Here is a 23,004-nt window from a genome sequence, read left to right as displayed (position 1 = left end):
GTATGTTTACGATGGTACAAAAGCTTTGGCTTACAGTAGTATGTGCAGTATGTGTAACAGTTTCCTTTCTTTATTTTGTATCTTTATACTCATATGAAAAGTTATACGTTGATAATTTAAAAGATTCATTAGTAATGGAAGGGAAACGTCTTGCCACGCAATATGATAAACGTGAAGGAGTATCCACTTTTGAAGAGAAAGTAAGGGCATATGATCAAATATCTAGTTCAGATGTCCTTTTCGTATACAATCCGCGTGATTTAAGCGCATGTTTGCCTTTTGATGTTCACCATCATTCTCTTATAAGTGAAGGGGATAGACAGGCGCTATTAGATGGGAAAACTGTGACAAAGATAGGGTATGAAGAACATTTTGATCGTAATATTATGGGTGTTGTCATCCCTGTTTTAGATAATAAAAAATTAGTTGGTATTGTATACTCTTATATTCCTTTAAAAAGTATAAAAGACTTAATATTTGATATGGGTCTTATTTTAGCGCCGTTAGCACTTGCAATGATTTTAATTACAATATGGATTGGTAGAAAAATTATTATCGCCATTACGAGACCGCTTTCGCAAATGGAACGAGTTGCAAATCATTTGGCTACTGGAGATTTCTCAGAGCGGATTACAATTTCTTCAGAAGATGAAATTGGACGATTGGGAAAAGCCTTTAATAAAATGGCAAATTCCTTAGAAACAGAAGATGTAAAGCGTAAGGAATTTTTAGCTAATGTTTCGCATGAACTTAGAACACCGCTTAGTTATATTAAAGGATATAGTGAAGCTATTTTAGACGGTGTAGCGAAGGGGCCGCAGCAGGAAAAAGTAACGCAACTTATTCATAAAGAAGCAGGTCGCATGCAACGCCTTGTTCATGATTTATTAGATCTAGCGCAGCTAGAAGGTGAACACTTTCCCTTAAAGAAACAACCTATCGTTTTTTCACAGCTTATTGAAGATGTACTAAATACGTACGAGTTACAGTTTGTAGAAAAAAACCTTCGTATTTCAACGAATTTAAATCCTGAAATTATCGTAATGATTGATGAGGATCGTATGCAACAAGTACTTCATAATGTATTAGATAATGCGATACGTTATACAAATCAAAACGGGGATATCATAATAACATTAAAGCAAATCGATGATTATTGTGAATTGCACATAAAAGATACAGGAATAGGTATTGATAGAGAGCATTTAGAAAATCTGGGGGAACGCTTTTACCGAGTAGATAAAGCGAGAAGTCGTCAACACGGTGGAACAGGTTTAGGTCTTGCAATTGTAAGGCAAATTGTTCATATACATGACGGTGAGTGGAGAATAGAAAGTGAAAAAGGTAAGGGCACGACAGTTAGTATTAAATTAAAAGCACAAGATGAGGAGAGCATATTCTAACTTTTGGAATATGCTCTTCATATTGAAGGTAAATAGTTACGCGTAAATGTATTAATTAATATCAAACAAATATCAAAAATTTGACTATTTTATGAACAAAACATTTGTACTTCTTACTAATTCGTTCTAAAATAGTTATGGATGCTAAGTTCTTATAAAACGTTACAATTGTTGTTTGGAAGATACTGAGGTGATTTAACTGGAGTACAAATCTATTAAACCGAAAAAAATTTACGAAGAAGTATCTGAAGCTATTTTAACAATGATTAAAAATGGTACGTTAAAACCTGGTGACAAACTACTTCCTGTTCATCAATTAGCTGAGCAGTTTCAAGTTGGCAGATCTGCTGTTCGTGAAGCGCTAAGTGCGCTAAGAGCAATGGGCTTAATTGAAATGAAACAAGGAGAAGGTACATATGTAAGGAATTTCGATCCTTCTTCATTAACAAAATCACTAAATAACAAGTTATTAATGAAGAAAGAGGATATTTTGAATTTATTAGAAGTACGGAAGGTGCTCGAAGTGGGGGCAGTTCGAGCGGCAGCGGCAAAACGTACGGAAGCTAATTTGCAAAATATGAAGCAGTGGTTAGATGAAATGGCAAAGAGCATTGGAGATGAGAAGGCTGGCGAAAAAGCAGACTTTCATTTTCATATGGGAATTGCAGAATCTTCGCATAATAACATCTTGCTTGAGCTCATGAATCATGTTTCAGAGATGATTGCTGAAACGATTGGTGAATCAAGACGCATTATTTTATATGGTGAACAAACAACATCAGAACGACTTTTAGAAGAGCATCAATCTATATATGATGCGGTGTTAAAGCAAGATGTGGAATTAGCGCAGCAAGCAATGCTAGATCATTTAACAAATGTAGAACATATTGTCACAGGTAAAAGCGATATAAATTCGTAATTTAATCTTTTAAAAATCTAATTTTCTGATAAAATAGAGAGAGATTAAGTAAGCGTTTTCTTTAGAAGGGGGAGAGGATAGGCCATGGTTGAGCCTACTTCTTCTAATCTTAGTCATCTGATGACCATATGATTTTTGGCGGAGTTGTAATGAGGGGGAATTATAGTTATGAAAGTTACTTTATTTGTTACTTGTTTAGTCGATATGTTTGAAACAAACGTCGGTAAAGCAACAGTTGAAGTATTGGAGCGTTTAGGTTGTGAAATTGAATTTCCAGAAGCACAAGTTTGTTGTGGTCAGCCTGCTTATAATAGCGGCCATGTAGAAGCAGCAAAAGAAGCGATGAAACATATGATTGAAACTTTCGAAGATGCAGAATATATCGTTACGCCATCTGGATCTTGTGCGACAATGTTTCATGAGTATCCGCATGTTTTTAAAGATGATCCGAAGTGGGCTAAACGTGCACAAAAGGTTGCTGATAAAACATATGAATTTACACAATTTATTGTAGATGTTTTAAAAGTTACAGATGTTGGTGCAAGTTTACCAGGGATAGCTACTATTCATAAATCTTGTCATATGACACGCCTGCTTGGAGTAAAAGAGGCACCAGGAATTTTATTATCAAGCGTAAAAGGATTAATTGTGAGAGAACTGCCGAACGTGCAAAATTGTTGTGGGTTTGGGGGAACGTTTTCAGTTAAGATGACTCCAATTTCTGAGCAAATGGTAGATGAAAAAGTAGATAGTGTAATGGAAACAGGTGCTGATTATTTAATCGGTGCAGATTGTGGGTGTTTGTTAAACATTGGCGGACGTATTGAGCGTTTAGGAAAAGAAGTAAAAGTAATGCATATTGCTGAGGTCTTGAATAGTCGCTCATGAAGGGGGAACATAAGCTATGTCTATGAAAATCAGTGAGAAAAAATTTAATGATCGCGTTGGCGATGGAATTCAAGATTCGTTTATGCGCGGAGCGGTATCTTCTGCACAAACGCGTTTATATACAAATCGATTAAAAGCAGCTGACGAGTTGGGAAACTGGGAAGAGTGGCGTGAACTAGGTGAACAAATTCGTCAACATACGTTAGAAAATCTTGATTATTATTTAATGCAGTTAAGTGAAAATGTATCAAAAAGAGGCGGTCACGTTTACTTTGCGAAAACGAAAGAGGATGCAGCAAAGTATATTCAAGACGTTGCAAAAAAGAAACAAGCGAAGAAAGTTGTAAAATCAAAATCAATGGTAACTGAAGAAATTAGTATGAATCATGCCCTTGAAGAGATTGGTTGTGAAGTGTTAGAGAGTGACTTGGGAGAGTATATCTTGCAAGTAGATAACGATCCACCATCACATATTATTGCGCCTGCACTTCATAAAAACAGAACGCAAATTCGTGATGTATTTAAAGAAAAACTTGGATATGAAAATTCTGATGATCCATACGAAATGACAAAGTTTGTTCGTAAACAACTTCGTGAGAAATTTATGGATGCAGAAATTGGTGTGACAGGTTGTAACTTCGCTGTTGCAAATACTGGCTCTCTTTGTTTAGTGACGAACGAAGGTAATGCCGATCTTGTCATGTCGATTCCGAAAACACAAATTGCAGTAATGGGTATGGAACGTATGGTTCCGACAATGGAAGAATTAGATGTTTTAGTTGGTTTACTATGTCGTAGTGCGGTAGGTCAAAAATTAACAAGTTATGTAACAGTAGCAGGACCAATTCAAGAGGAAGAGGTAGATGGACCAGAAGAGTTTCATTTAGTCGTTGTTGATAATGGCCGCTCTCAAATTCTTGGATCGGAATTCCGTTCAATATTGCAATGTATTCGTTGTGCCGCTTGTGTTAACGTATGTCCCGTATATCGTCACGTTGGTGGACATTCGTATGGATCTATTTATTCAGGACCAATCGGTGCGGTATTAACACCACTTTTAGGTGGGTATGACGATTACAAAGAGCTTCCTTATGCATCTAGTTTATGCGGAGCATGTACAGAAGCTTGTCCAGTAAAAATTCCATTACATGATTTATTATTAAAACATCGTCAAGTCATCGTTGAGCAAGAAGGTCGTGCCCCACTTGCAGAAAAATTAGCAATGAAAATGTTTAGTATGGGTGCTTCTTCAGCAGCTTTATATAAAATGGGATCGAAAATGGCACCGGCAGCAATGAGTCCATTTACATCTGGTAACCGTGTATCAAAAGGTGTTGGACCACTTAAAAACTGGACGGATATTCGTGAATTCCCAGCTCCAAGTAAAGAACGATTCCGTGATTGGTATAAAGATCATAAGAAAGGCGGGGACAAATAATGACAGGATTAATTCAAAACCGTGAGTCCTTTCTAGATAATATCGCAAAAGAACTTGGGCGCGCGCGTAAAACAGAAGGCGTAGAACGTCCAGCATGGAAAAGTAATGTGAATGTAGAAACGTTAAAAGATTATTCACAAGAAGAATTGTTAGAAGTATTTAAAAAGCAATGTACAAACATTCATACAACTGTTGTGGAAACGACAAACGACCGCTTACGTGAAGATATTCAAAAAGTAATCGTTGAAAACGGCGGAGGACCTATTATATTATCAGCAGATGAACGTTTTGATTCCTATGGATTGACTTCTTTATTTAAAGAAGAGCTTCCAAAGCAAAATGTTGAGGTAAATGTATGGGATCCTGAGAAAAAAGAAGAGAATATGCGTATAGCGGAAAAAGCGAATATCGGTATTGCATTTAGTGATTATACTTTAGCTGAATCTGGTACGATTGTTGTACAAAGTCATAAAGGACAAGGGCGTTCTTTACACTTTTTACCGACTGTATACTTTGCTATTATTCCACGTGAAACACTTGTACCGCGTATTACACAAGCAGTTCAACATATGAACTCTCGTGTGGAAAAAGGTGAAGCAGTCGCATCTTGTATTAACTTTATTACAGGACCAAGTAACTCTGCGGATATTGAAATGAATCTTGTTGTCGGAGTACACGGGCCGTTAAAAGCAGTATATTTCATCGTATAAAATAGGGGAAAGCAGGCCGGAAAACGGCCTGCTTTTTTAATAGAATAAAGATAATATGAAGTAGAAGTTCTCTCCTTTTTTTGTTATGTTCTTTTGGAAAGGAGAGGAAGGGATGTTCACTTATTTATATGCATTGTTAATAGGTATGGTGTTTGGTTCTTTTTTTATGGTGATTGCGATGAGAGTTCCAGTAGGGGAATCTATTATTACACCGCGTTCGTACTGTCATTACTGCAAGTATACGTTACAGCCGAAAGAACTTATTCCAATCATTTCATTTTGTATACAAAAAGGGTGTTGTACGAATTGTAAGAGCAAAATCTCAAGTTTGTACATAGTATTTGAATTTGTTACAGGCAATTTATTTTTTCTTACTGTATATGTAATTGGAATGGAAAGAGAGCTCATCATCATTTTATCGCTTTTTTCGTTACTTCTAATTATTTCAGTTACAGATTTAGTATATATGCTAATACCTAATCGTATTTTAATTTGGTTTGCGCTTTTGCTTATTTTAGAATGTATTTTTGTACCGTTAGTTACTTGGATAGATAGTTTAGCTGGTAGTGGAACTATATTCATTTTGTTATATTGCATGCAAAAGATTTATCCAGATGGTCTTGGCGGAGGTGATGTGAAATTACTTTCGTTACTCGGATGTATAGTCGGAGTGAAAGGGGTTTTTATAACTTTATTTTTAGCATCTTGCTTTAGTCTTTGTTTTTTCGGGATAGGTATAGCGCTAAAACGTATAAACATAAGAACTCCAATTCCGTTCGGACCTTTTATTAGTCTTGGAGCAATATGTTATGTGTTGGTCACATATGCAAAATAGAGAGGAGATAGAAAATGAATGTATATATGGATGATCAAAGAAGTTGCCCATACGGATATGTTTTGGCAACTACAGTAGAATCTGCCTTGCAAATTGTTAGGGATAATGAGGTGAATATTATTTCCCTCGATTATAATATGGGATGGCGACAAAAAAGTGGGTTAGATTTCGTAGAAGCTTTCTGCAACGAAGGTTTATATGTTAATGAAATTCACCTTCATACAAATGATATCATCGGTATGCATCAGATGAAAAAGAGCATAGAGAGAGGGAAGGAAAACGGGGAAATTAATCCTTATATTGCCTTGAAATATGTAGGGAGCTAAAAACTCCAAAGTAAAACTTTGGAGTTTTTAATGTTTCATATGTGCTTGTAAAGGAATAATTTCCTCCGTTTGAGCTCCAACTAATTGAGTTTTCTCTTGTTCAACAACAGGTGCTTTCTTTGTTAAGTAATGATATACCATACCGACAAATACGGACCCGCCAATAATGTTACCGATTGTAACTGGAATTAAGTTATGAATAGCGCCCGCAAAAGAAATTGTCTCAGGATGTGGTGATACTAAAGATAAAGCAAACAGTGATAAGTTTGCAATGCTATGCTCATAACCAGATAAAAAGAAAGTGAAAACGAGCATCATCATCATTAATATTTTTGCTGTGTCACCTTTCACTTGAGAAGGTAAGAAGCAGGCAAGACATACGAGCCAGTTACATAAAATCGCTTTAAAGAATAATTGCATTGTAGGTGTATTCATCTTTCCTTCAACAACTTTATTCATTAAATGACTGTGATCAATTGCTTCGAAAATTCCAGTTGCGTAAAATAGTAAGGCAAAGAATAAAGCGCCAGCTAAGTTACCTGCATAACAAGCAACCCAGTTGCGAAGTGTATCAGAAATCGTTGTTTCTTTTCTTAAAGTTGCCACTGTGAAGTACATTGTATTGCCAGTAAATAATTCAGCGCCGCCATATATAATAAGTACGAGAGCAATTCCGAAAAACATGGAGGAAGCTAAATATGTTGCTGGTGAATCTGCAATATGAAAAAAGTTACCTAATTTAAAACATAGTACAATAATAAAACCGATATAAATGCCCGCAAGTGCAGCACGAATGAAATATTGCATTGGATTTATATCTAGCATTTGTTTTTTGCTCTTAGCCAGTTTTACAACGTAATCTAATCCTTGTTCTAGCATGAGTAATACGCTCCTTTAATACATCGTCTATAAATACTCCTTATATGAATAAGGTACATGGATTTGTTCATAGTTTCAATAAGTTTGTGCAATATTTCACAAAAAGGACATACATCTAGAAAGGAAGCGTTTACAAAAGGTAGTATAATGGAATTTTTTCTGAAAATAGAGAGGGGAATTAAAACGAGAAAAAAGAAAAAGCGCTGTAATTACAGCGCTTTTTCGTCTAAATTCTTTTCTACTTTTACTTCTACTTCTTTCGAGAAGAACCAACCGCAAACTGCGATTCCAACTAATACAATCCAGAATGTAAGCTTCCACGGAGTGGATTCTGGGAATGAATGCGGAAGGACATTTAAAGCAGGGTGTGCTAGCGTATAAACTGTTAATTTCACACCAACCCAACCTACAATTAAAAATGCTGCAGTTTCAAGTCCTGGTTTACGTTTTAATATTTGTACGAAAGCAGTTGCTGCAAATCGCATTATAACTAATCCGATAAGTCCACCTGTAAAGATAACGATAAATTGACCTGTATCAAGACTACCAATCGTACCTAATCCTGTTTTCGGTAAAGTCACTGCTAATGCAACAGCAGCTAAAATTGAATCAACTGCGAAGGCGATATCAGCAACTTCGACTTTAAATACAGTCCACCAAAAGTTCTCTTGTTTTTTCTTTGCTTCTTTTTCTTCTGTTTCTTCATGTGTATTCTTTTTAACATACGTTTTAAATAAGTGATTCCCCGCGATAAACATAAGATAAATCGCACCAATTGCTTGCACTTGCCATACATCTACTAGGAACGAAATCATAAATAGTGATCCGAAGCGGAAAACGAACGCTCCTGCTAATCCATAAAATAGTGCTTTCTTTCGTTTTTCTTCTGGTAAATGTTTTACCATAATTGCGAGAACGAGAGCGTTATCAGCCGCTAAAATCCCCTCTAGTGCAATTAGGATGAGTAATACCCAACCATACTCCAATAATAATGATACATCCATGTACATTCTCCTCTCATTTCTATAAAGACTAAACAAGTGAAGAAGTTCCCCACTGTTTAGTTTCCCCATACTCCTGCTCATCAACGGTGGAAGGAATTTGAAAACAAAAAAGACCTCTGCCGTTGATAGGCAAAGGTCTTGCTAGACATATGTAATGAAAATGCCAACAAAGCCGGAAGAACTAAGTTCTACGTAATGACGACTTTGTTTCCAAGAAATAGTTCTTGGACGCTACTCCCCTTTGGAGATATGCTATTGTACTCTCATTATATGGATAATTTATACGGTTGTCAACCTGTTAAAATATCTTCGTTGGGATATTTTATTTTTCTTTGTTTTTTACGTGCAAATGAAAAGGCTAATGTTAAAGGCCCCATCTTTCCAAAAAACATCATAAAGATAATAATTGTTTTGCCGATGATTGTTAAGTGTGGCGTCAAATTCATGCTAAGGCCGACAGTTCCAAATGCTGAAAATACTTCAAAAGCACTCATTAATAAAGGAACCTTCTCAGTGATGCTTAAAATTAAAATGGAAAGAAAAATAAAAGAAATTGAAATAATAGTAATCGTTAATGATTTGACAATGAGCGTATCTTTAATGGATTTTTTAAACACGACAATATCATCTTGTTCTTGCAAAAATTTAAATACGCCGAAAAACATAATCAAAAAAGTCGTTAACTTAATCCCACCACCAGTTGAAGCACTGCCAGCACCAATAAACATAAGAAGCATCATTAATAAAAGTGAAGGTTTTGATAATGCAGAGATATCAACAGTATTAAACCCGGCAGTACGTGTTGAAACCGCTTGAAAATAAGCAGCCATACCTTCTTCAAATGGTGTAAAACCTCTCATGGAAATTGAATTATGGAACTCAAATATAAAGATAAAAGCTGTAGCAATAATATTGACAATTAGAGTAGAAGAGAGCATAAGCTTTGAGTGCAAAGTAAGATTTTTAAAGTTTTTCTTTCTTTTTATATCTACGATAACCGTAAAACCAATCCCACCTAAAATAATGAGGGAAGAAATAACGAGATTGACGAGAATGCTATGGGAGTGCGACATTAAATTATCGCTCCACACAGAAAACCCAGCATTATTAAAGGCTGAGATAGAATGAAAAAAGCTGTAATATATACCTTTGGTAACCCCATATTTTGGTACCCATTCAAAAGAGAGAAGTAAAGTAGCGATACATTCTACAGTAAAAGAGAATAAAAATAATGCTTTTGCAAGACGAATGATTCCGCCGACATTTGTTTGGTTTAATGCTTGTTGTAATAAAATCCGGTTTTGAAGGCCGATTTTTCTGCCGAGCATAATTGCGATTAAAACAGCAAAGCTCATAATGCCAAGCCCACCAACTTGTATAAGTGTTAAAATGACACATTGGCCAAATAAGGTAAATACTTTACCAGTGTCCACAACACCAAGCCCTGTAACCGTACAAGCAGAAACCGTTGTAAATAAGGCATCGAGCCATGAAATGGACGTTGTTGTAGCAATTGGCAATTTCAATAGGCATGTACCGATAATCGATAGCATAATAAAAGATACAGTAAGAACACGGGGAGGACTCATGCTAATGTTAATCCGTTTCATTTCACATATCGTTCCTTTCGATTTGCTCTTACTAGTATGTGAAGAAGCACTATTATGTATGTTAAAAAAGAAAGAGGCAGAGAATATCTGCCTCTAAGCCATAGGTTATATAGTTATCCGCGTAATTGTTGTTGAGCTAAAGCAACAAGACGTTTCGTTACTTCACCGCCAACTGATCCGTTAGAACGAGATGCTGTATTAGATCCTAAGCTTACACCGAATTCTTGTGCGATTTCATATTTGAATTGTTCAAGTGCTTGCTCTGCACCCGGAACTAGTAATTTGTTTGTTTTCACCATGTTGATACACATCCTTAAAGAGTAATCCAGTTTAGCTAAGTGCTATCTGGTAATGTTATTTTATGTGTAAACGACGTACTCATACACGGAAGTAAACGGTGTGATTAGAAGTTCTTGGATAGAAAAAAGAGTAGCAAATTTGCTACTCTTTTTTCAGTATTGTCGCTGTACCTTCTACGACAATATCATCAGATTGATTATATATGTTTGTTTGCAATGTGATAATTTTTTTATCGTCCCGTTTTTTAATAACTTCTGCCACAACGCGAAGTGTATCACCGATTTTGACAGGAGCACGGAATGAAACGTTTTGTGATAAATAAATCGTATTTTTGCCAGGAAGTTTCGTTCCAAGAATGGTAGAAATAAAACTTGAAACGAGCATGCCATGGGCAATACGTTCTTTGAACATTGTCGTTTTTGCAAAAGAGTCTAGAATGTGAATAGGATTTACATCTCCAGTCAATTTTGCAAAATTGATAACGTCCTCATCCGTAATTTTTTTTGTAAGTGATGCTTGATCACCGACTTGAATCTCATCGTAACGAAGCTCCGGAACAGTTTGTGCTTCTTGAAATGGATTCATTTTGTCCTCCTTCTTTTCCATATCGAAAAATGTAAGCCATCTTGATGTAGTAGGAGGAAGAAAGAGTTTTGTTTGTGCTGCAGTTAGTTGCCACATTTTTCTTACTTGATGGAAGTAAATAGATTTTTTGAGTTTTCCTCGAACTGCTTTGCGAGTTCTAGTTGTTTGGACTTGAACTCTCCCAAAAAAACTTCTAACTGTTTTTGAACCTCTTCACGTTGCGACTGTTGTTGTTCGATAAAGTGTTTTGTTGTTTCTTCAAATTGGCCGCTAGTTTGAGTAAGAATAGACAAAGATGTTTTCGTAGGCGAAACAGTAAGTTGGTGCATTTGATTAGAAAGCTCATTCCACTTTTCTTGCCACTCGTTAATTTGATCATTTAAGGAGTTTCCAGTTAATTGCTTCACATAGTCTGTATATTGATTATTGAACTGAGCAGTGAATTGGTGTAGTTCTTTTTCTAGTTCATCTACTCCTGATGTTAATTTATGCAAAGCGTCTTGTTGTTGTTTTAACGTTTCTAAAGTAAGTTGCTCTAATTGTTTCCCAGCTGAAGAGAAGAGGGAAAGAGATTGAGACCAGTTTTTCCAAAATGCATCGACTAATTCGTATGGCTTAGTTTCCATTGTTTGACCTCCAAATGTTTTTTTGCATATTGTGAACGCAGATTACTCTGCTGTACCACCAGGTGAAGATGAAGAATCCTTTTCATCCTTTTCTGGAGAAGTAGAAAATGGAAAGAATGCATTGGTGTATAACGTGAAAAACGTCCGCAACATATTTTGATAATGTTCAAAAGAAGTCGCACATGTTGTTAAATATTGCTCTCCATATTCTGTTAAAGAATAAATTCGTTTCGCTGGCCCGCCTTCGCTTGTATCCCAAGTAGAAGAAATAAGATTTTCTTTTTCTAATTTGCGTAGTGTCCTATACACATTACCTTGGTCAACAGAAGAAAAGCCGATGTCCATTAGCATTTGAATAAGTTTGTAACCATGAAGACTCCAGTCTTTTAGACAGAGAAGTAAGAAAGGAACTAAGAAGTTTTTTGGCATGGAGTTTGGTTGTTTCGCTTGGTTTTTTTCCAAACTTTCTGGGTGTTCTGGTTCATTATGTAGCATGATTGTACATCACCTCATGAATCAGTTAGATGGAATTTTTTGCTTATAAGTGCAATTTACACCTATCTGTTTTTAATGTCAATGCATTTGTTAGAAAATAAAGAAAAATAAAATATATACTTGAAGTTTTATTCGGAATATTAGAAAATAGTGAATAGGTTGAATTGTTTCAAAAACGAAAAAGGGAGTGTAGTCGAAGTGATTGATCAAAAATTCGATCCATTGCAAGCATGGAAAAATGCTTATGAACAAACCGAAACATTTTGGGGAAAAGCGCTCAATGAAACAATTAAAACAGAAGAATATTCTGCTTGGATGGGCAGCGTTCTAGATTTGAATTTGTTTTATCAAAAAGCATTAAATGATACGACAAAAAATTATTTAGAACAGGTGAATGTGCCGACGAGAGAGGATATCGCTAGAGTAGCTACGCTTGTTATTAACTTAGAAAATAAAGTTGATAACATCGAGGAAATTCTAGAAGAGAAAGTGGATTCATTAGGACAAGCTCCTACATTAAAGCGTGATGTTACGAAAGTAAAACAAGATATGCGCACGTTAGAAACGAAAGTTGATCAAATTTTAGAATTGCTAGAAAAGCAAAATGCAGTACTAGCTAAACTACAAGTACCTGTAAAAGAAGAAGTAAAGCCTGTAAATAAGCCAGAAAATAAAAAATGATAATCGCGTTTGTTTATAACGTGTAAAAGAGAGAGGGAGAATCTCTTTTCATGTATAAACAACGAAACATAATTAATATATGGACTCAATTAGTATGAGTACCAAAATGATTCATAACAATCGTTCACAAATTCATTTAAGGGGGAAAAGAAATGGTTCAATTAAATGGCAAAGTAGCAATCGTAACAGGTGGGGCAAAAGGAATTGGAAAAGCAATTACAGTAGCATTAGCAGAAGAGGGAGCAAAAGTAGTTATTAACTATAACAGCAGTAAAGAAGCAGCTGAAAACTTAGTAAATGAATTAGGAAAAGAAGGACATGACGTTTATGCAGTTCAAGCGGATGTTTCTAAAGTAGAAGATGCAAACAGACTTGTAGAAGAAGCTGTGAATCATTTTGGTAAAGTTGATATTCTTGTTAATAATGCTGGTATTACAAGAGATCGTACATTCAAAAAATTAAATCGTGAAGATTGGGAGCGCGTAATTGACGTGAACTTAAGCAGTGTATTTAATACGACAAGTGCGGTACTTCCATACATATCGGAAGCAGAAGAAGGAAGAATCATTAGTATTTCTTCTATTATTGGCCAAGCTGGTGGATTTGGACAAACAAACTACTCAGCAGCAAAAGCAGGTATGCTAGGATTTACAAAATCATTAGCGTTAGAACTTGCAAGAACAAATGTAACTGTAAACGCAATTTGCCCAGGATTTATTGATACTGAAATGGTAGCAGAAGTACCAGAAGAAGTGCGTCAAAAAATCGTTGCGAAAATCCCGAAAAAACGTTTTGGTCAAGCTGATGAAATTGCAAAAGGTGTAGTATATCTATGCCGTGACGGTGCGTATATCACAGGTCAGCAATTAAACATTAACGGCGGATTATACATGTAATGAAGTAAGAAAAAAGTGCATATCCATAGCAGGAATGCACTTCTTTTTTTAGAAAGAAATTGACCAAAAAGGAGATAGAAAAAATGACTACATTCGTAACGGAATGGGAAAAGCAATTGGAGTTGTACCCAGAAGAATATCGTAAAGCATATCGCCGTGTGAAAAGAGCGAGCGAAGTTTTATTACGCGAACCAGAACCACAAGTTGGTTTAACACCGAAAGAGGTTATTTGGACGAAGAATAAAACGAAGCTTTATCGTTACATTCCAAAACAAGAAAAAACACAGAGAGTTCCAATCTTATTAATATACGCTCTTATTAATAAACCGTATATTATGGATTTAACTCCAGGTAATAGTTTAGTGGAATATTTAGTAGATCGTGGTTTTGATGTGTATATGCTTGATTGGGGCACATTTGGTTTAGAAGATAGTCATTTGAAATTTGATGATTTCGTGTTCGATTATATTGCAAAAGCAGTGAAAAAAGTAATGAGAACTGCAAAATCGGACGAGATTTCTTTACTTGGTTATTGCATGGGTGGAACGTTAACATCTATTTATGCAGCGCTTCATCCGGACATGCCAATTCGAAACTTGATTTTTATGACAAGTCCTTTTGATTTCTCTGAAACAGGGTTATACGGTCCTTTATTAGATGAGAAATATTTCAATTTAGATAAAGCAGTTGATACATTTGGAAATATTCCACCAGAAATGATTGATTTCGGAAATAAGATGTTAAAACCAATTACAAACTTTGTCGGTCCATATGTTGCTTTAGTCGATCGTTCAGAAAATGAGCGCTTCGTCGAAAGTTGGAAATTAGTTCAAAAGTGGGTAGGCGATGGTATTCCGTTCCCAGGTGAATCGTATAGACAATGGATTCGTGATTTTTATCAAAATAATAAATTAGTGAAGGGTGAACTCGTTATTCGCGGACAAAAGGTAGACCTTGCAAATATTAAGGCGAATGTCTTAAATATTTCTGCGAAGCGTGATCATATCGCTCTGCCATGTCAAGTAGAAGCTTTACTTGATCATATTTCTAGCACAGATAAAGAGTATGTATGTTTACCGACAGGACATATGTCTATTGTGTATGGTGGAACGGCTGTAAAGCAAACATATCCGACGGTTGGAAATTGGCTTGAAGAGCGTTCTAATTAAAGAGAAGAAATCCAACTAGCGTATGTTAGTTGGATTTTTTTATGGAAAATGACGAAACATAGAAAGGAGAAAATTACATGGTAGGAGTATAATTATGAAGCTTATGACTGGTAAGTTGTTTTGGAATTCTGGAGTTTCTGTACCTTGTTATCCAACGTTAGAAAATGATATGATATGTGATGTGCTCGTAATTGGAAGTGGAGAAGCGGGTGCTCATATAGCGTATTCGTTAGCTAAAATTGGAATGCGTGTTATGCTCATTGAAAAAAGAGCAATTGCATGTGGTAGCACAGCTGCAAATACAGGATTATTACAATTTGTTCATGATAAATCGTTAACCTCTCTTATTCATACATTTGGTGAAGAGAAAGGGGTACGAGCATATAGACTTTGTTATGAAGCGCTGCAAACAATGGAGAAGGTTGTACCAACTCTCGATATTGATCCCCATTTTATTCCGCGAAATAGTTTGTATTATGCAAGTAGAGATGAGGATGTTTCATTTTTACAAGAAGAATATAATACGTTACGCCATTATGGATTTCCGGTTGAATATTTTACAGAGTCTGATATTAAGAAACGTTATTCATTTGCAAAACAAGCAGCGTTATATACAAGCGGTGATGCAGAAGTGAATCCGTATTTATTAGCGCATAGTCTTTTGCATAAAGCGAAACAAATGGGCGCTACTATATACGAACATACAGAGGCATTACATATTAAACAAATCCAAAATGATTTAATTTGTTACACGAATACAGGAAATAAAATAGTAGCAAAGAATATTATTATGGCGACAGGTTATGAAGCAATTTTTGGAAAGAAAGAAAAAAATACAACAGTAGAAACGTCTTATGCCGTTGTGACAAATAAGATAGATTATTTTGAAGGCTGGCATGAGCAATCGTTAATTTGGGAAACAGCACGTCCGTATTTGTATAGTCGAACGTATCAAAACCGCATTGTTATAGGCGGATTAGATGAGGCGCTGAAAATTCAAAAAATCGGCGATACGAAATTATTGCATAAGCGTGATCTTCTTATTAACATTGTAAAAGAAATGTTCCCGCAGTATAAAAATATACGGGCAGAGTACTATTGGGCAGCAGCATTTGGTGGCAGTCATGACGGTCTTCCTATTTTAAAAGAAGATAAAAAAATACATAATTTATATTACGCACTGCCGTATGGGGGAAATGGAACTGTATACGGAATGGTATTTGCGAAACTATTTCAGCAGTTATTTACAAATGAAGAAAGTGATGATTTTTCTTTATTTAATCGATAGAAAAAAAGGTAGCGAAGTGATGGAATGAGAGATATAAAAAAGTTTTTACAAAAGTTACGTCCCGTACAACTTATCGTTGTATTTTATTTACTAGCAGTAGTCGTATCGGTAATTTTGCTTAGTTTACCATTTGTTACGAAGCCTGAAGTGAAATGGACATTTATCGATGCACTATTTACATCTGTTAGTGCGGTAAGTGTTACGGGACTGTCTGTTGTTACGATTTCAGATACGTTTACAACGGCAGGAATTATTGTTTTAGCCCTTATTTTACAATTAGGCGGATTAGGAATTATGGCGCTTGGTACATTCGTCTGGATTATAACGGGGAAAAAGATTGGTTTGCAAAGAAGAAGATTAATTATGGCAGACCATAACCAAGGGAATTTATCGGGCCTTGTAGAATTGATGCGTTCTATTTTAATTGTAATTATTTCGATAGAACTCATTGGAGCAATACTGTTAGGTACAAGGTTCTTACTATATTTCCCGACTTGGCAAGAAGCTTATTTTCACGGTTTCTTTGCCGCTGTGAGCGCAACAACGAACGGAGGATTTGATTTAACAGGACAATCACTTATTCCGTACAAAAAAGATTATATTGTTCAAATGATTCATATGTTGCTTATTATTTTAGGAGCTATCGGTTTCCCAGTGTTAATGGAAGTAAAACAATTCCTTAGTAAAAGGCGACAACAACTATTTCGCTTTTCGTTATTTACAAAATTGACGACAACGACATTTTTTGTACTCGTTATTGTTGGAACAATTATGATTTTTCTATTGGAACGAAATCATTTTTTAGTAGGAAAGTCATGGCATGAAACTGTATTTTATACATTATTCCAATCTGTGACGACGCGAAGTGGAGGACTCGCTACAATGGACATACGTGAATTATCACAACCAACGCTTTTATTTATGAGTATATTAATGTTCATTGGGGCATCTCCAAGTTCAGTTGGGGGCGGAATACGTACAACAACATTTGCAGTTAGTATATTATCGTTATATACATTTGCAAGAGGCGGGAGAACAGTCCGAGTTTTCAAACGTCAGCTACATGAAGAGGACGTGTTGAAAGCATCTGTCGTTATGACGATGGGGATTTTATTATGTGCCTCAGCGCTATTCATTTTATCTATTACGGAAAATGTACCGCTTATGAGCTTAATCGTTGAAGTTTGTTCTGCTTTCGGAACGACGGGACTATCAACAGGTGTTACTCCTGATTTAACAACTGTTGGTAAACTTGTACTTATTGTACTTATGTTTATCGGACGCGTCGGTATTTTGACATTTATTTTAGCTAGTGGTGGAAGAGAGCAACCAGCTCGCTATAAGTACCCGAAAGAGCGAATTATTATTGGATAGTATGAAACCATTCTACCTGCGTTAGGTAGAATGGTTTTTTTAGTCGTTAATTCCGAATTGGGGATGCATAAAAGCATCATTTTTATTATCAACTTCGTTTTTAAGTAATTCTTGATTCTCTTCTGCAATCCATCCGATATCATTTGTAGGATGGATCCATTCTTCCCCAGCCATAATGGCAGGATCTACCTCATCACTCCAATTATTAAGAGGACTGTTAGTGGAATCGTATTTACTGTCTCCAATTACAACATCATATTGATTTATAAAAGGTTGTTGCATCTTTTTGCCTGTGCCTTTAAAAGAAGGAAAGTTCATTTGATGAGGGAGCGTCTCGTCTAAAATTGGCGATTGTATCGTTTCTTTTTCTTTCAAAGTAATCGCTCCTTTTTGTAATGGCTTGTTCGTATGTAGTATTTCCATCTATAAGCTCTTATGTACTTGTTAACACTTCCCAGTAATAATTACTGTAAGTTGTTTCAAACTAGAATAGAAAGTTATTTCGTGAGAGCAGGTGAATATGTTGGTAAAAAGAAAAGTAAAACAAAATGCAGCAATTAATAATAATAAAACTCCGAAAGAAAGCTTACCAGATGCAGAATTTGCATTAGAGTATGAAGGAGAAAATAGTGCGAAGTATGCAAATCGTAATTCAAAAAAAGGTAAACAAAAATGAGGCGTTTTTTACAAACGCCTCATTTTTTTGTGGGATTATAAAGGTTTTTTAAATTATTTGTAAATTTCACGTTTGATATTAGCAGAAAAATGCGAAAAAACATAGAAGTAGCAACGTATTACACAAAAACAAACAACAAACAAAAGATTAATGTTGGTTTAATACTGCTTTTACACTAGTTGTTTATATTAGAGTTGTACATAAGATTTGTAAAAGGAGAGAGAGACAGTGAAAAAAACAATCTTTAAAGCTGTAGCAACTGGAATGGTATTTTCGTTATTAATGGGGTGTGGTGCAAAGAAAGAAGAAAGTGCTGGAGCAAAAGTAAAAGATGATAAATTATCTGGATCATTAACTGTTTACACAGCGATTGAAGAAGAGCTTGTACCGATTTATCTTGATTCTTTTAAACAGAAGTACCCAGACGTGAAGTTGAACATTGTTCGTGATTCAACAGGAGTTATTACAGCGAAATTACTAGCTGAAGGAAAAAATACACAAGCAGATGTTGTATGGGGAACTGCAGCGTCTAGTCTATTAGCTTTAGATAAAAAAGATATGTTAAAAGGATACTCTCCAAAAGGAGCAGATCGTGTCCTTCCGCAATTTAAAGACGATAAGAAACCAGAAAAATGGGTAGGAAATACTGCATTTATGACGGGGATTGCTGTAAATAAAGAAGAATTGAAGAAAAAAAATTTACCGATGCCAGAATCATATGAAGATTTAACGAAACCAGAATATAAAGGAACGCTAGTTATGCCGCATCCGGCTTCTTCTGGAACAGGATTTTTAACAGTTTCTGCATGGCTACAAATTATGGGAGAAGATAAGGGCTGGGATTACATGAAGAAACTTCATGATAATATGGCAACTTATACTCATTCAGGTTCAAAACCAGCGAAATTAGCAGGTGCAGGTGAATATCCAGTTGGTGTATCAATGGTTTATAGTGCTTTGAAAGAGAAACAAAAAGGTGCACCAGTTGAAGTTGTACTGCCGAAAGAAGGATTAGGCTGGGAAGTAGAAGCGAACGCACTTATTAAGAAAGATAATGCTAAAAATGATAAATTAGCGCAAGCATTTTTAGATTGGGCAATTACAGATGATGTAATGAAGTTATACTTCGAGAAAAATGGATTTGCGACAATTAAAAATGATTATAAACTTCCAGATGGATTCCCTAAAGATGTGACAGAAAAGTTATATAAAAAGAATGACTTTAAATGGGCAGCAGAAAATCGTGACAAAATTTTAGAAAAATGGGAAAAAGAGTTTGGCCAAAAAGCAGAACCGAAAAAGTAAGTGAGTGGGAGAGAGAAAAATGAGCGAATATTTATCAATTCAACACATCCAAAAACAGTTTGATGCATTTACAGCGTTAAAGGATATTTCTTTTACTGTGAAAAAAAATGAGTTTGTTTGTTTATTAGGCCCAAGTGGTTGTGGGAAAACGACATTGCTCCGAATTTTAGCGGGGCTAGAAGAGGCAACAACAGGTAGTATTGCTGTGAATGGAAAAGATATTACAGCATTACCACCTGGAAAGAGGAACTTCGGAATGGTTTTTCAATCGTATGCATTATTTCCGAATTTAACTGCACTTGAAAACATTGAATACGGCTTAAAAACAAAAAAATATGGAAAAGCAGAAGTAAAAGAAAAAGCGCTATCGGCGTTAGAACTTGTTGATTTGCTGAATGTAAAAGATAAATATCCTGCTCAAATGTCTGGTGGACAACAGCAGCGAGTAGCACTTGCACGTGCGCTCGCTCTGTCTCCCGATATTTTGTTACTTGATGAGCCGTTATCTGCTTTAGATGCAAAAGTGCGTGAAAAGTTGCGCAGAGAAATGCGTGATTTGCAAGAAAAAGTGGGAGTAACAACTATTATGGTAACGCATGATCAAGAAGAGGCATTAACGATGGCTGATAAAATTGTTGTAATGAATCATGCGGAAATTATGCAGATTGGAACACCAGAGGAGATTTATCAAAGACCAGCCAATCCGTTTGTGGCAGATTTTATTGGTTCTATTAATTTCTTTTCGAAAAATAACGAAGAACATGCGATTCGTCCTGAACATGTAACAGTTGTACAAAATAATGGTATTAAAACAGTTGTAGAAAGCATGGAATTTCGCGGTTCTGTATACCGGACGGAAGTGCGGGTCATAGAAGAGAAAACACACCTTTATAATGAGAAAATTGTAGTGGATATATTGGCATCAGAAGTAGAGGAAACTGCTATTAGAAAAGGAAAGCCAATTCAAATCTCTTTCTCAGAAAATCATATGTTGTCATATGGAAAGAAGGTCATTGTATAGATGGAGATGTTAGAAAACTTTAAGGCAGAAAGTACAAAAAAAAAGATTAAGAGACGTATCGGTAAAGAAGAGTGGATACAAAGACTATTAATTATTGGTATGCTTCTTTCATTTTTTATCATGCTTGTATTGCCTTTATTACAACTGTTTACACAAGCCTTTTATGATAAAGATGGAGCTTTTGTTGGTGTTGCGAATTTCAGTAAATATTTCACAACACCAACGCTAGTTCAATCACTACAAAATACGATATGGATTTCGGGCGCTACAACAATTATTTCGGTTACACTCGCTTTCGCTTACGCATATGCGATCGCTCGTACAAATGTTTTTGGAAAGCGCGTATTTCAATACATAGCATTATTACCATTATTTGCACCAACGATGATGCACGGTATTGCGCTTACATATTTATTTGGTAATCAAGGGTTAATAACAAAAGGGATGTTTGGTTTATTTGAAGGAATACAAATACCGTTATACGGACCAGTAGGAATTGTAATGGCTGAAGTTATGTATACATTTCCGCAAGCATTCCTTATTTTATTAATTGCTCTCCAAGGTTCTGATTATCGTTTATATGAAGCTTCTAATATGTTGGGTGCAAGTAAAGTGAAACAGTTTCTTACGGTTACTTTACCTAGTGTGAAATACGGATTAATTAGTGCGATGTTCGTTGTATTTACACTTAGTTTCACTGATTTTGGGGCACCTAAAATTGTTGGAGGACAATATAACGTACTTGCTACTGACGTATATAAGCAAGTAATTGGACAGCAAAATATGTCCATGGGCGCAACTGTCGGAATGATTTTATTGATCCCAGCTATTTTCGCATTTGCAGTTGATCGTATTACGCAAAGAAAACAGGCGAATCTCTTATCTTCAAAAGCAGTACCTTACAGAATAATAAATAATAAGAAAAGAGATGTTATTTCATTCGTATATTGTAGCGTAGTCACGTTTATGATCATTCTTTTATTTGTGGCAGTTGGTATTGCTGCAAGTGTGAAAGTATGGCCATATAATATGAGTTTTACACTTGAGCATTTTAATTTTTCAAGTTTGACAGGAGACGGAATTGAAGCATTTAAAAATAGTGTAATTGTCTCAGCTATTACGGCAGTTATCGGAGCGATTTTAACATTTGTGTTCGCTTATGCGATTGAAAAAATAGAACAGCTACAGTTTTTTAGAAAAGTAGGCTACTTTTTCTCTATTGTACCGTTAGCGATTCCTGGATTAGTACTTGGATTAGGATATGTCTTTTTCTTCAGTCAACCAACAATTCAAATTCTAGGACTTTCAGTAACAAATCCGTTTCATTCCTTATATGGCACAATTGCTGTTTTAGTATTAGTAAATATCATTCATTTTTACTCTGTAACGTTTGTTACCGCAACGACTGCTTTAAAGAAACTGGACCGAGAGTTTGAACTTGTTTCACAGTCGATGAGCGTACCGTTTTATAAAACTTTCTTTCGAGTAACAGTACCGATGTGTTTACCAGCTATTTTAGAAATGGTTATGTACTATTTCGTAAATTCAATGGTGACTGTATCGGCAGTAGTGTTCTTATATGCGGCTGATTTTAAACTAGCTGCTGTATCAATTGTAAATATGGATGATGCAGGAAATGTAGCACCAGCAGCTGCGATGAGTGTACTTATTGTTGTTACCAATATTGTAGTAAGAGTTTTATACGAATGGGGAACGAAAGCACTTCGTAACCGAACTTCACAATGGCAAAAAAGATAAGTAAGAAGGGTGATGGATAGAATGAAAATTGAAGCAGTTATTTTTGATTGGGCAGGTACGACAGTTGATTACGGATGTTTTGCACCATTAGAAGTATTCATGAAGATTTTTCATAAACGCGGTGTTGAAATTACAGTAGAAGAAGCACGTAAGCCAATGGGATTATTAAAAATAGATCATGTAAGGGCACTAACAGAAATGCCTCGTATTGCGAATGAGTGGAAGCGTGTCTTCGGACAATTACCAACAGAAGCAGACATTCATGAGATGTATGAAGAATTTGAAGAAATTCTCTTCGCTATTTTGCCAAGCTATGCCACGCCAATTGATGGGGTAAAAGAAGTGGTTGCTTCATTACGTGAAAGAGGTATTAAAGTTGGGTCAACAACTGGTTATACGAGAGAAATGATGGACATTGTTGCAAAAGAAGCAGAAATACAAGGGTATAAACCTGATTTTCTTGTGACGCCAAATGATGTTCCAGCAGGTCGTCCATATCCGTGGATGTGTTATAAAAATGCGATGGAACTCCGTGTATACCCAATGAATCATATGATAAAAGTTGGAGACACCGTGTCAGATATGAAAGAGGGCAGAAATGCTGGAATGTGGACAGTTGGTGTAATCCTCGGTAGTAGTGAGCTCGGTTTAACGGAAGAGGAAGTTGAGAATATGGATCCGTTAGAGCTTCGTGAAAAAATAGAAGTAGTTCGTAATCGTTTCATTGAAAATGGGGCTCATTTTACAATTGAAACGATGCAGGAGCTCGAAAACGTAATTGAACATATCGAGAAACAAGAACTTATTATTTCATAAAG

The 23,004-nt window shown here is 35.7% G+C and carries 25 protein-coding genes and 1 riboswitch; of the genes, 17 read left to right on the top strand and 8 right to left on the bottom strand.

Going from position 1 to position 23,004, the window contains the following annotated elements; translation table 11 throughout:
* Positions 1 to 2 precede the first annotated feature (2 nt).
* The 7 genes from JFU20_RS08585 (at position 3) to JFU20_RS08555 (ending at position 6,519) form a co-directional block, all read left to right on the top strand.
* Positions 3 to 1,403, top strand: a complete 1,401-nt coding sequence (locus tag JFU20_RS08585) for a sensor histidine kinase (protein ID WP_002011591.1) — start codon at positions 3 to 5, stop codon at positions 1,401 to 1,403.
* A gap of 229 nt (positions 1,404 to 1,632) precedes the next feature.
* The gene (locus JFU20_RS08580) at positions 1,633 to 2,322 is read left to right on the top strand and encodes a FadR/GntR family transcriptional regulator (RefSeq protein WP_201053587.1); all 690 of its coding nucleotides are present in this window, start codon (positions 1,633 to 1,635) and stop codon (positions 2,320 to 2,322) included.
* A 168-nt stretch (positions 2,323 to 2,490) separates the two neighbouring features.
* Positions 2,491 to 3,210: a (Fe-S)-binding protein gene (locus JFU20_RS08575; protein ID WP_002011587.1), complete on the top strand. Its 720-nt coding sequence runs from the start codon at positions 2,491 to 2,493 to the stop codon at positions 3,208 to 3,210.
* Between the two features lie 16 nt (positions 3,211 to 3,226).
* Positions 3,227 to 4,648, top strand: a complete 1,422-nt coding sequence (locus JFU20_RS08570; protein ID WP_002011586.1) for a LutB/LldF family L-lactate oxidation iron-sulfur protein — start codon at positions 3,227 to 3,229, stop codon at positions 4,646 to 4,648.
* Entirely contained in the window at positions 4,648 to 5,358 is a 711-nt protein-coding gene (locus JFU20_RS08565; RefSeq protein WP_002126142.1) for a LutC/YkgG family protein, read from the top strand. Before JFU20_RS08570 ends, JFU20_RS08565 begins: the two co-directional genes overlap by 1 nt.
* A 112-nt stretch (positions 5,359 to 5,470) precedes the next feature.
* Positions 5,471 to 6,193, top strand: coding sequence for a prepilin peptidase (locus JFU20_RS08560; RefSeq protein WP_002166115.1), 723 nt, complete (start codon positions 5,471 to 5,473; stop codon positions 6,191 to 6,193).
* A 14-nt stretch (positions 6,194 to 6,207) separates the two neighbouring features.
* A complete protein-coding gene (locus JFU20_RS08555) occupies positions 6,208 to 6,519 on the top strand; it encodes a cyclic-phosphate processing receiver domain-containing protein (protein WP_002166114.1) in 312 nt (103 codons plus the stop codon).
* A gap of 27 nt (positions 6,520 to 6,546) precedes the next feature.
* Here JFU20_RS08555 and JFU20_RS08550 read toward each other — a convergent pair whose 3' ends face one another.
* The 7 genes from JFU20_RS08550 to phaQ all read right to left on the bottom strand — a co-directional run bounded on the left by JFU20_RS08550 (position 6,547) and on the right by phaQ (position 12,018).
* The gene (locus tag JFU20_RS08550) at positions 6,547 to 7,398 is read right to left on the bottom strand and encodes a formate/nitrite transporter family protein (RefSeq protein WP_002011581.1); all 852 of its coding nucleotides are present in this window, start codon (positions 7,396 to 7,398) and stop codon (positions 6,547 to 6,549) included.
* Between the two features lie 209 nt (positions 7,399 to 7,607).
* The gene (locus tag JFU20_RS08545; protein ID WP_002011580.1) at positions 7,608 to 8,402 is read right to left on the bottom strand and encodes a TerC family protein; all 795 of its coding nucleotides are present in this window, start codon (positions 8,400 to 8,402) and stop codon (positions 7,608 to 7,610) included.
* 79 nt (positions 8,403 to 8,481) lie between these two features.
* Positions 8,482 to 8,654: riboswitch (yybP-ykoY riboswitch) on the bottom strand.
* Positions 8,655 to 8,692: 38 nt separating this feature from the next.
* A complete protein-coding gene (locus JFU20_RS08540) occupies positions 8,693 to 10,012 on the bottom strand; it encodes a TrkH family potassium uptake protein (RefSeq protein WP_002166113.1) in 1,320 nt (439 codons plus the stop codon).
* Positions 10,013 to 10,125: 113 nt separating this feature from the next.
* Positions 10,126 to 10,311: an alpha/beta-type small acid-soluble spore protein gene (locus JFU20_RS08535; RefSeq protein WP_000241212.1), complete on the bottom strand. Its 186-nt coding sequence runs from the start codon at positions 10,309 to 10,311 to the stop codon at positions 10,126 to 10,128.
* 142 nt (positions 10,312 to 10,453) lie between these two features.
* Entirely contained in the window at positions 10,454 to 10,897 is a 444-nt protein-coding gene (locus tag JFU20_RS08530) for a MaoC family dehydratase (RefSeq protein ID WP_001067911.1), read from the bottom strand.
* A gap of 101 nt (positions 10,898 to 10,998) precedes the next feature.
* Positions 10,999 to 11,523: a polyhydroxyalkanoic acid inclusion protein PhaP gene (gene phaP / locus JFU20_RS08525; protein ID WP_002011575.1), complete on the bottom strand. Its 525-nt coding sequence runs from the start codon at positions 11,521 to 11,523 to the stop codon at positions 10,999 to 11,001.
* Between the two features lie 42 nt (positions 11,524 to 11,565).
* A complete protein-coding gene (gene phaQ / locus JFU20_RS08520) occupies positions 11,566 to 12,018 on the bottom strand; it encodes a poly-beta-hydroxybutyrate-responsive repressor (protein ID WP_000903018.1) in 453 nt (150 codons plus the stop codon).
* A gap of 198 nt (positions 12,019 to 12,216) precedes the next feature.
* Here phaQ and phaR point away from each other — a divergent pair, with 198 nt between their 5' ends.
* The 5 genes from phaR (at position 12,217) to JFU20_RS08495 (ending at position 17,426) form a co-directional block, all read left to right on the top strand.
* The gene (phaR, locus tag JFU20_RS08515) at positions 12,217 to 12,699 is read left to right on the top strand and encodes a polyhydroxyalkanoic acid synthase subunit PhaR (protein WP_000566956.1); all 483 of its coding nucleotides are present in this window, start codon (positions 12,217 to 12,219) and stop codon (positions 12,697 to 12,699) included.
* A gap of 152 nt (positions 12,700 to 12,851) precedes the next feature.
* Positions 12,852 to 13,595, top strand: a complete 744-nt coding sequence (locus JFU20_RS08510) for an acetoacetyl-CoA reductase (protein WP_000250406.1) — start codon at positions 12,852 to 12,854, stop codon at positions 13,593 to 13,595.
* Positions 13,596 to 13,678: 83 nt separating this feature from the next.
* Positions 13,679 to 14,764 (top strand): class III poly(R)-hydroxyalkanoic acid synthase subunit PhaC, encoded by a 1,086-nt coding sequence (phaC, locus tag JFU20_RS08505; RefSeq protein WP_002011573.1) that lies wholly within the window; start codon positions 13,679 to 13,681, stop codon positions 14,762 to 14,764.
* 94 nt (positions 14,765 to 14,858) lie between these two features.
* Positions 14,859 to 16,052, top strand: a complete 1,194-nt coding sequence (locus JFU20_RS08500) for an NAD(P)/FAD-dependent oxidoreductase (RefSeq protein WP_002011571.1) — start codon at positions 14,859 to 14,861, stop codon at positions 16,050 to 16,052.
* A 24-nt stretch (positions 16,053 to 16,076) separates the two neighbouring features.
* Positions 16,077 to 17,426, top strand: a complete 1,350-nt coding sequence (locus tag JFU20_RS08495; RefSeq protein WP_002011570.1) for a TrkH family potassium uptake protein — start codon at positions 16,077 to 16,079, stop codon at positions 17,424 to 17,426.
* A 39-nt stretch (positions 17,427 to 17,465) separates the two neighbouring features.
* Here JFU20_RS08495 and JFU20_RS08490 read toward each other — a convergent pair whose 3' ends face one another.
* Entirely contained in the window at positions 17,466 to 17,849 is a 384-nt protein-coding gene (locus JFU20_RS08490) for a DUF3905 domain-containing protein (RefSeq protein WP_002011568.1), read from the bottom strand.
* Between the two features lie 97 nt (positions 17,850 to 17,946).
* Here JFU20_RS08490 and JFU20_RS08485 point away from each other — a divergent pair, with 97 nt between their 5' ends.
* The 5 genes from JFU20_RS08485 to phnX all read left to right on the top strand — a co-directional run bounded on the left by JFU20_RS08485 (position 17,947) and on the right by phnX (position 23,002).
* Positions 17,947 to 18,102 (top strand): hypothetical protein, encoded by a 156-nt coding sequence (locus JFU20_RS08485; protein WP_002011566.1) that lies wholly within the window; start codon positions 17,947 to 17,949, stop codon positions 18,100 to 18,102.
* A gap of 228 nt (positions 18,103 to 18,330) precedes the next feature.
* On the top strand, positions 18,331 to 19,407 hold the full coding sequence (locus JFU20_RS08480) for a putative 2-aminoethylphosphonate ABC transporter substrate-binding protein (RefSeq protein ID WP_002011564.1): 1,077 nt from the start codon (positions 18,331 to 18,333) through the stop codon (positions 19,405 to 19,407).
* 19 nt (positions 19,408 to 19,426) lie between these two features.
* On the top strand, positions 19,427 to 20,428 hold the full coding sequence (locus tag JFU20_RS08475) for a putative 2-aminoethylphosphonate ABC transporter ATP-binding protein (RefSeq protein WP_002086828.1): 1,002 nt from the start codon (positions 19,427 to 19,429) through the stop codon (positions 20,426 to 20,428).
* Positions 20,429 to 22,186, top strand: coding sequence for a putative 2-aminoethylphosphonate ABC transporter permease subunit (locus JFU20_RS08470; protein WP_002011561.1), 1,758 nt, complete (start codon positions 20,429 to 20,431; stop codon positions 22,184 to 22,186).
* Between the two features lie 21 nt (positions 22,187 to 22,207).
* Positions 22,208 to 23,002, top strand: a complete 795-nt coding sequence (phnX, locus tag JFU20_RS08465; protein WP_002166111.1) for a phosphonoacetaldehyde hydrolase — start codon at positions 22,208 to 22,210, stop codon at positions 23,000 to 23,002.
* Positions 23,003 to 23,004: the final 2 nt, after the last annotated feature.

The organism is Bacillus sp. TH30 (genome assembly GCF_016650875.1).
Taxonomy (GTDB): Bacteria; Bacillota; Bacilli; order Bacillales; family Bacillaceae_G; genus Bacillus_A; species Bacillus_A mycoides.
This window is presented reverse-complemented; position numbering and strand designations above follow the sequence as displayed.